General features: G+C 62.6%; 7 protein-coding genes and 3 pseudogenes. 6 read left to right on the forward strand and 4 right to left on the reverse strand.

Features of this window, described 5'->3' with window-relative positions:
- On the forward strand, positions 1-325 hold a 325-nt coding region (locus VKI00_RS15315; protein WP_414687204.1), incomplete at its 5' end, for a chemotaxis protein CheB.
- Between the two features lie 735 nt (positions 326-1,060).
- On the opposite strand, the gene VKI00_RS15320 is transcribed toward VKI00_RS15315, so the two are convergent.
- Positions 1,061-2,206, reverse strand: a complete 1,146-nt coding sequence (locus VKI00_RS15320; protein WP_324438753.1) for a hypothetical protein — start codon at positions 2,204-2,206, stop codon at positions 1,061-1,063.
- 530 nt (positions 2,207-2,736) lie between these two features.
- Positions 2,737-3,073, reverse strand: a pseudogene (locus tag VKI00_RS15325) (sigma 54 modulation/S30EA ribosomal C-terminal domain-containing protein); the annotation flags it as partial.
- Positions 3,074-3,170: 97 nt separating this feature from the next.
- Here VKI00_RS15325 and VKI00_RS15330 point away from each other — a divergent pair.
- Positions 3,171-3,449 carry a DUF1918 domain-containing protein gene (locus VKI00_RS15330; protein WP_324438755.1) on the forward strand — a complete coding sequence of 93 codons (279 nt, stop codon included), beginning with the start codon at positions 3,171-3,173 and terminating at the stop codon, positions 3,447-3,449.
- Between the two features lie 892 nt (positions 3,450-4,341).
- Here VKI00_RS15330 and VKI00_RS15335 read toward each other — a convergent pair.
- On the reverse strand, positions 4,342-4,761 hold the full coding sequence (locus VKI00_RS15335) for a pyridoxamine 5'-phosphate oxidase family protein (protein WP_324438761.1): 420 nt from the start codon (positions 4,759-4,761) through the stop codon (positions 4,342-4,344).
- 91 nt (positions 4,762-4,852) lie between these two features.
- Here VKI00_RS15335 and VKI00_RS15340 point away from each other — a divergent pair.
- Together VKI00_RS15340 and VKI00_RS33805 are read left to right on the forward strand one after the other, a co-directional pair.
- Positions 4,853-5,353, forward strand: a pseudogene (locus VKI00_RS15340) (phosphatidylglycerol lysyltransferase domain-containing protein); the annotation flags it as partial.
- Positions 5,354-5,376: 23 nt separating this feature from the next.
- The gene (locus VKI00_RS33805) at positions 5,377-5,676 is read left to right on the forward strand and encodes a three-helix bundle dimerization domain-containing protein (RefSeq protein ID WP_414687205.1); all 300 of its coding nucleotides are present in this window, start codon (positions 5,377-5,379) and stop codon (positions 5,674-5,676) included.
- A gap of 380 nt (positions 5,677-6,056) precedes the next feature.
- On the opposite strand, the gene VKI00_RS15345 is transcribed toward VKI00_RS33805, so the two are convergent.
- Positions 6,057-6,239 carry a hypothetical protein gene (locus VKI00_RS15345; protein WP_324438757.1) on the reverse strand — a complete coding sequence of 61 codons (183 nt, stop codon included), beginning with the start codon at positions 6,237-6,239 and terminating at the stop codon, positions 6,057-6,059.
- Positions 6,240-6,483: 244 nt separating this feature from the next.
- Between VKI00_RS15345 and VKI00_RS15350 the strand changes: the two genes are divergently transcribed.
- Together VKI00_RS15350 and VKI00_RS15355 are read left to right on the forward strand one after the other, a co-directional pair.
- Positions 6,484-7,443, forward strand: coding sequence for a 2-hydroxyacid dehydrogenase (locus VKI00_RS15350; protein ID WP_324438759.1), 960 nt, complete (start codon positions 6,484-6,486; stop codon positions 7,441-7,443).
- 21 nt (positions 7,444-7,464) lie between these two features.
- Positions 7,465-7,808: pseudogene (locus VKI00_RS15355) on the forward strand (hypothetical protein); the annotation flags it as partial.

Genomic DNA, 7,808 nt, shown 5'->3' on the forward strand with positions numbered 1-7,808 from the left:
GGTTGACACTGTGGCGGCCATGGATGTCGGCGCGCAACAGCGTGTGGTGGCAGTCGGCGCCTCGGCAGGAGGGGTGAAGGCGCTTGTCCGACTCGCTGCTGCTCTGCGACGCGATCTCGGCCATGCGGTCATGGTGTTGCACATACACGCCGGGGCGCCGCCGAGCCAGTTGACGAAGATCCTCGACCGCAGCGGGCCGCTACCAGCCGTGTGGGCAGCGCACGGCGATCCCATTGAAATACGGCGAGGCGGGTACGTACTGCCATCGTTCGCACCGAAGTCACTGCCCGCCAACGAAATCGACAGCACCGACATAGTGCAGTGACGAACTTCGTTGCAGGGCAATTCGGTTCGGCAACGAGCGGCTCGACCAGGAGATGTCCCGAATGGTTCCTAGCAGCCAATGACGATGCGGGGTCAAACCCATTGAACCGCAACACAACCACGTCGGCAGCTCGATCAGCGAGTCAGCGCATGACGATGTCGACCGCACTTGACAGCCGCGAACCGGCGCACATGGGTGGCCACCACATCGTTACCCGGCGAAGATCTGCACCACATCGCCGGGCGGTGCGAGTATGCATGCGCCCGATCAGCCGCCACGACACCGGATACAAAGCTTTTGCCCACCTTGAGCGTCGACCGCCCGCATTCTGCGACAGATTAATTGACCAACATGCTGGCAGGCTCGGTCAATTGAATAAAATTTGTGGCGTCGCAGGTAAAGGGGGCCGCCGCAGTGCGACAGCTCCCCCGCTCAGCTAGCTCTTCGGAACGTGCTCCCCGCGCCGGGGGCATTCGCCGGGCACATGAATGAATACTGCGCCGTCTTCGGCTGTCGCGGCTTGGCCGCGGCGATGCGCAGTCACATAGAGCCATCCAGGTTCGATGGGCTGTTTGCAGCGGGCGCACTGCGGGTCGGCGACCATATGCTCCTCACTTCCCTGGCCTTACTATCTCGGCCATTATTGTCCGCACCTTGCGTCGCCGAGCAGGGCGGTAGCCAGCCGCGTCGGCCTGGCACGCTGGTCGGTTCTGCAGCTGATACCAACCAGAGCTGCTAAGGGGCGACCGATCGGCTTGGTGCTCCACGGTCGCCGAGCACGCCGGTTGGGGTGTATCGCAGCAGGGCGCCGATCCCATCGGCGGGTGCGATGCGCTCGTCGACCCGGACCACCGATGCGCGAATCGTGATCGCGACGAACGGCAGCGCCTCATCGGCCCTCACCACCCGAACCGGCGCTTCCCCCAGTTCGGAGAGCGCATCGGCGTCGGGTGCGATGGTGGTGAGCTCTTCGCCCGTGACGAGCGTGGCGTCGCCGAGCTCACCGACGATCAGCGTGTCGACGTCGCCGGCCCGCAGCGCCGCGCACACCGCTGTCAGCCCTTCGGCGGCCAGCCCGGATCGGCGTCCGATCTCGGTTTGGAGCCGCTGGGCGATATCCGCGATTTCGGTGCGTCGGCGCCGCTCGAACTCCACATCGATCAGGTCGCTAATCTCGTCCTCGCCGATGCGCCTGCCCAGTGCTCCGGCGTGCAGTTGGCACACCCGCGCCGCCACGCGTTCCGGCAGCGCCGAAACCACATCGGTGCGCCCGCGGACCTCGCCGCACACGAACACCACTTCAGCACCCGTTTTGTCCACCAGCTCGGTGAGGCGGTCGTCGACTGCGCGCTCGTTCATGCGGATGGCTTCTTCGGTCGAGTGCTGGAAGTCGCCGTAGCCGTTCCACCCGGCGCTGGCTGGCTTGTTCACGGGATAACCGCCGCCGTCGACGGTCTCCGACCGGACCATGTGGCCCTGGTGCAGGGTGATATCGGCGCCGGCGTGGTCTACGGCGGCAAATACGTATGTCGGGCGCCACATGCCGAGCTCCACTAGGGGCACGATGTACGGGTAATCTGACACGCGAAGCACCGTGGCCGACGGTGGGCCGACGAGATGCTCGTTGACCAACACTTGGTCGCCGGTGGCGATCACCCCGCGGCCCTGTCGACCAACGGCCGGTTCGCTGTGCAGGACGGCGCGCTCGAGCGTGACAATGAGGTCCTCGTCCACGCCTCGGTCCGCGAGATGTCTTCGAACATCGCGCCACCTCGCGTCCAGCTGGGCCTCGGCGTCCGCGGTATTACGCGAGTCGTCGATGTAGATCGACACGAACGGACCACGCACGCTCACCAGTGATTCGAAGCGTTCTGGTTGCATATTTGGGCCTCCTGTTTTTCTTCGACCCGTTGCGAGGCATTCCGACACGAGCCAGACGCCATGAGACGAATATGTTCGCGTTGCGCAGGTCTTTTGGCGCGCGCCAACGGTACAAAATGCCGACGTGCGTCGGCAGAGTCGAAAGCCCCGGCCCGAGGGCATTTGGTCCCCACTCACCGCGGTCAGTGTCGTGTTCACCGGAAAGCGACGAATGGTCACACGATCCAGGTCGGAGTGATAGCGGCTCGAAGCCCTCGCAAACAGGTCCATAATGCGGTTGGGAGGAAGGCAGCAGCAACGTGAGCGAAGGTTCTGACGAATACTACGTGCGGTATCAATTCCAGCTGGGTGACGGCCAGTGGGAGAGCGTCGCGTTTGGTCCAACGGACGAAGCTGACGCCCGACGGTTTTATAAGCGCCTTTCTAAGGACGAGAGCGTGAACATAAAGCAGCCGCGACTGCTCAAGCGCGTGTACATAGTGGTTGAACCCGAATGACCGCGCTGAACTCAGGCAAACCAGGCCACTTCCATCGAACGGGCTCAGCTGATCCGCTGAAGCCAGTGCTACAAGCGCTAGGCGATAGCCCCGTTGGGGCCGCCACGGTAGACGACACCGGCGCTGCCCGTACCTTTCTCGGTGAACAGGTGGAAGTCATAGTCGAGCAGTCCATTTCGAGGGCGGCCTCGTCGACCGTGCAGGGCGCCATAGCGAACGACTTGCGCCGGATGACACGCCGTTCATCCGGCGAACGGGGAAAGTAGCTGGGCCGGTGCGCGGGCTCGGATACGTGCCGCCACTCAGCCGAGTCTGCCGCGGGTAGTTCGCCCTGTCGCGCTTCCCAGTGTTCGGCGGCCCGTTCCAGCTGGCACAGTCATGGACTTTCGGCCATATCACGGTGACCTACTGCCCTGCCTGTGTGAGGGCGAGCGCGTGGATGATGGGCTCGACGCGAAGGAGTAAACATGAAGGCCAAAGTCGGGGACTGGTTAGTGATCAAAGGCACCACCACTGAGCGGCACGATCAGCGCGGACTCATCACCGAGGTCCACTCGAAAGACGGCTCGCCGCCCTATGTGGTGCGCTGGCTCCACGCCGACTACGAGACCACGGTTATTCCTGGCTCGGACGCCATCGTGGTAACTCCAGAAGAACAAGAAGAACAAGAGGAAGCCGACGAGCGGGCACGCGCCCGACTCACGGCCCCGCAAAGCAGGATCACCCACAACGAGCAAATACGTTGATCCCACCGACGCTGAAAGTGATACGACGCAACCATCGAGATCGCTTGCACGACAGCATAGACACCGCAAGGGATTAGTGGGATGAAGTCAGAAGACGGTCGCACCGACGCAGGGTTCTTTGACCGCTGATAGGTCGGAGTTTGCCCGATGCTCTGGTCGCCATCGCCTGTCGCGGACACATCACCTAGAACTGTGCCCAGAGGCCTCGACGGAACGCTGTCGGCAGGGCAGCCTGGCCGTGGGACAGGTTGCTCGGCGATCACAGCTACAACCGGGGTTCCGCGCCCTTCGAGTACCAGCCACGGTCGGTGCATCTGTCACGGACAGCATCTGGCGACCAGAAGGCGGCGAGTTCGCTCACGCCACAGCAGAACCGGTCGAGAAGACCTCACCGGCTGATGGGTGTGCTGAATCCGCCTCCGTTGCGCCGCACGACGATCACCGGTGTGTCCTCGTCGACCGGCTGATGCCCATACTGCGGCCTGCGAAATGCCAAGCACATCCGAACACACCAGCGCGCCACACGCGACGCTGTACCGCATCCGGCTCGTTGAAAAGACAGGGCGGTTCGAATCCCGTCCACGGGCCCGGGAATGCGCCGCAACCCCGGGGGGAGTGCCGTGATCGGCGATCGCTCGTGGCGCGGTCGAGCCCAAAGACGATCCCCGTCTTGGACAGGCGGACGCCGACGAGCGTGCACAACGTCGGTTCGGAGCCGTGCAGTCGGCCATCTCCCACTATAAGAGCAAGTAGGCGCTTTGGGATAAGGCGATGAAATCGGCGTCCATGGCTGGGTGGCGGCAAAGGTTCGGCGCCGTGACGAGACGCTGGTGCCTTTCGACGTCAGACGGATCGAGGCCGGGTAGTGGGTCAGTTTGGTGCCCACTGGCTTTTACGTCTCCGTGGAGACGATGCGGAAGCCGGTGATGATCTCAGGTTCGATGGCGGTGTCGGCGTGGTTGACCCACGGATGGAGTAGTTGCTCGTAGCGCGAGACTTCATCGGGATCGGTGATGGTGTGTGCGTGTCCGGTGACGACGACGCTCCAGCCCGTCCGAGTCTGGGGGTCGATGCTGTCGGCTTCGTAGGCGACGACGATGCCTTCACCGGATCGCACGGCAGCGGAGATCGACGCTGTCAGGCGGGTGCGAATGATTATCCGGCCTTCGTCCAGCAGATGATTGACTGGGCGGATCGCCGGAAGCGCGTTGAGAGTGAAGACGACGCGCCCATAGCTGACGCTGGCCAGCAACCGTATCGCCTCAACACTGTCTAATCGCTGAGCGCCCGCGGCGGGCTGCTCCAAGCCCAGTCTGCCGTCATAGCCTTGGTTGCTCACACCCTCAACGATGTGCCTAACGTTACATGAGCCCCTAGGGCCATACGGCTCTAGGTTGGATGGCAAAAGCATGCATATAACCGCGGACCCAGGTCGTGGCGGCAATGATGTTTCGCTAGATGTTCCGTGGCGGCACCTGGGCGCTCCGAACGGTGTGGATGAGCGTCTTAGCGTCGATATGATCGCCTGGTCGAAAGTCCATGGCGCGCGCCGGCTCTCGTTGGCCTTTGCAGCATTCCCAGAGATCTTTCAAGCAACCCACCGTGGGGCGATGCAAACGGTATTCTTCGTGTTGATCCACCTCGGTGACCCGCTCATCCGACTGGAATCGCTATACCGCTACTTGCGAAAGTATCATTCGCTCAACGGACGACGCTACGTGCTGCTGTCCATGCATCACCTGCTGCCGGCGCTATTCGTCATGCTGACACTGGAATTCATGCCGCGCGGGCGTCATCTGCGACGAAATGGTGTCCCACCGGCTGGAAGCCGCATACACCCGAACCGACCGTCCATACCACCGCTTAACCCGGCTACCCAAGGTTCGGTCGAAGGTGGGAACTAGAACTCACGTTGCGCGGCTGCCTGATGAACACGTGCAGAGAGCTAGACCTCACTCCACCGAGGCGATGTGAGCGATGTGGCTACACACGAATCAGGCAAAGTGGACCAAGGCAGCGAAAGAGCCAACACACCAGGAATTCTCGAAAAGGACACCGCGCCGATGAGATCGCGCGGTGGTGCGAGGCGGCCGCTCAACAATTCGTCGACGCGCCGATCCAAGCTTTTATCCCGATCCTCGTCGAAAACATAGTCCGCAGCCGCATGAACGCATCCCGCGCAGTGACAACATCGCAGGCACGGTCCGGCGAGATCACACACCGCTGACGAGATAATTGATGCCCGCGGCCCCCGCATGCGTGCTGGTGAAGGCCAAGACAGACACAGCAAGAGCGGCGGCCTATCAGCGATCCTATTTATCGGTGGTAATCGAGCAAGTCACCTGACGACGTCGGTTTTGGTAGGTGCTCAAATGGGGTGGCAGACCAAGGATCGCACCGCCATGCACAAGCAGGTGTTTGGTGCAGCGCCGAACAAAGCCGCATGATTCAGACACTGGTGGCAACGAGACCGGTTGTTCGGCAATGGATCCGAATGCCGGCCCCCAAGGGGGATGTGGATCAGGAAAAAGGTGCATACCGTCCTCGGCGTACCCGACCACCGCACGGTTTGCCACCTCCTTGGTTGTGCGGTACTCGCCGGATCGCTCAGGCCAATTCGTCATCCAGACCGTCGGAGCCGTTCGCCGAGGGTCGTACACCGCAGCCGCTGATGATCTGCGCTGTTATCGACCAGGCCACCGAGCTGGGTGCACTTACGGTGACCTGACCACCGTAGAACTGCCGATTGTCGGCTTCTGCAACCGTACCTAGGCGCTTGGTTGCCGTCATTGCCGCAACCCGCGGCCCGTCTAATTTGGCCGAAGTCTGGTAGTGGCCGCCTGCCGATATTGATGTTATCTGTGGTTTTTCGTGTGTCGAAGAGTTGGCAGGTCTGGATCCGATGCAGTTCCATCGGCATCTAGTCGATGGTCTGCCTTGAGGTCTGCAATGGTCAGGGGTCTCCGTGCTTGCCAAGGTAAATCGGATATCGAAGGCAGAGGGCCGGGCTCTACCTCGCCGATAGACTTCGCCGATGACCACCTCGGCCCCCGGCAAGCAGGTTCTCACCGTCATTCCGGCGGAGGCCGGGGGACGTGCCGTGGGCGCACAGCTCGCCAGTCTGTTCGGCACCGGATTCTCGGTTACCGTCGTGGAAACCACCGACGAGGACGCAGCGGCGCTGGGCCGGGCCCGTGTCGTCTTGACCGGCCTCGGGCGCGTTCCGGCTGAACACATCGCCGCGGCTCGTGATTTGGAGCTCATCCAGTGTGCCAGCCACGGATTCGATTACGTGGACCTCGCAGCCGCCCGCAGCCGCAGGATCGTGTGCAACATCGGGTCAAGCGATGCCGAACGACAGGACGTCGCTGAGCAGACCTTCGCGCTGATGCTGGCCCTTGCCAAGCAGCTGATTCCCGCGCACATCGCCCTGACGGAGGCGGACTGGGCCCTGCCCAGGCTGCTGCGCTCCATCACCGAACTGCACGGCAAAACGCTAGGAATCATCGGGCTCGGCCACATCGGCCAGAAAGTCGCGCGGCGCGGGGCCGCCTTCGACATGGACATCGTCTACACCGACCCGTTGGATACCTTGACCGAGGTCGCCGACCGGCTAGGGGCCCGCCGTGTCGAGCTCGACGAGCTGCTGCGCACGAGCGACTACATCCTCGTGCTCGCACCGCTCACCGACGCGACGCGGCACCTGATCGACGCCGAGCGCCTTGCGCTCGTCAAGCCCACTGCATTCATGATCAATACGGCCAGGGGCGCGATTATCGATCAGGACGCACTCGCCGACGCGCTAGAAGCAGGCCGGATCGCCGGGGCCGGCATCGATGTCTTCGATCCGGAACCGCCGATGGCCGCGTTACGGTTGCTGCACGCGCCGAATGTCGCGCTCTCCCCGCACGTGGGCGGTGTTACACGCGAGACTTCGATACGCATCGCCATGGCCGCCGCGTCGAACGTCCGCCAATTGAACGTGACCTGGTAAGAACCTGAGGGTGTGCCGACGATGACAAAGAACGTTCTCTCGGATGCGCAGATCACCGCGCTGACAGCCGCGCAGCGGCGTGAGCTAATTCAGCGGCTCGAGCGGCCCATGGCGGATCTGAGGCCAAAAGGCTTCGCAGCGAAGCTAACACAAGCACATCTGGGGCTGATGACTGGCGGCGCGGTGTTCATGATCCCTTGGATTGTCTACCTCGGCTTTACGTTGCCTCAGAACTACACCGTCCGCGACTGGCCGTTGACGTGGTTGGGCTTTGACAGCTTGTTGGTCGTGTTCATGGCCGCGACGGCGATCCTGACCTGGCTGCATCGCCAGGTGCTTGTGCTTCCCGCTTTCACCACCGGGAT

This window comes from Mycobacterium sp. (assembly GCF_035314665.1).
Taxonomy (GTDB): domain Bacteria; phylum Actinomycetota; class Actinomycetes; order Mycobacteriales; family Mycobacteriaceae; genus Mycobacterium.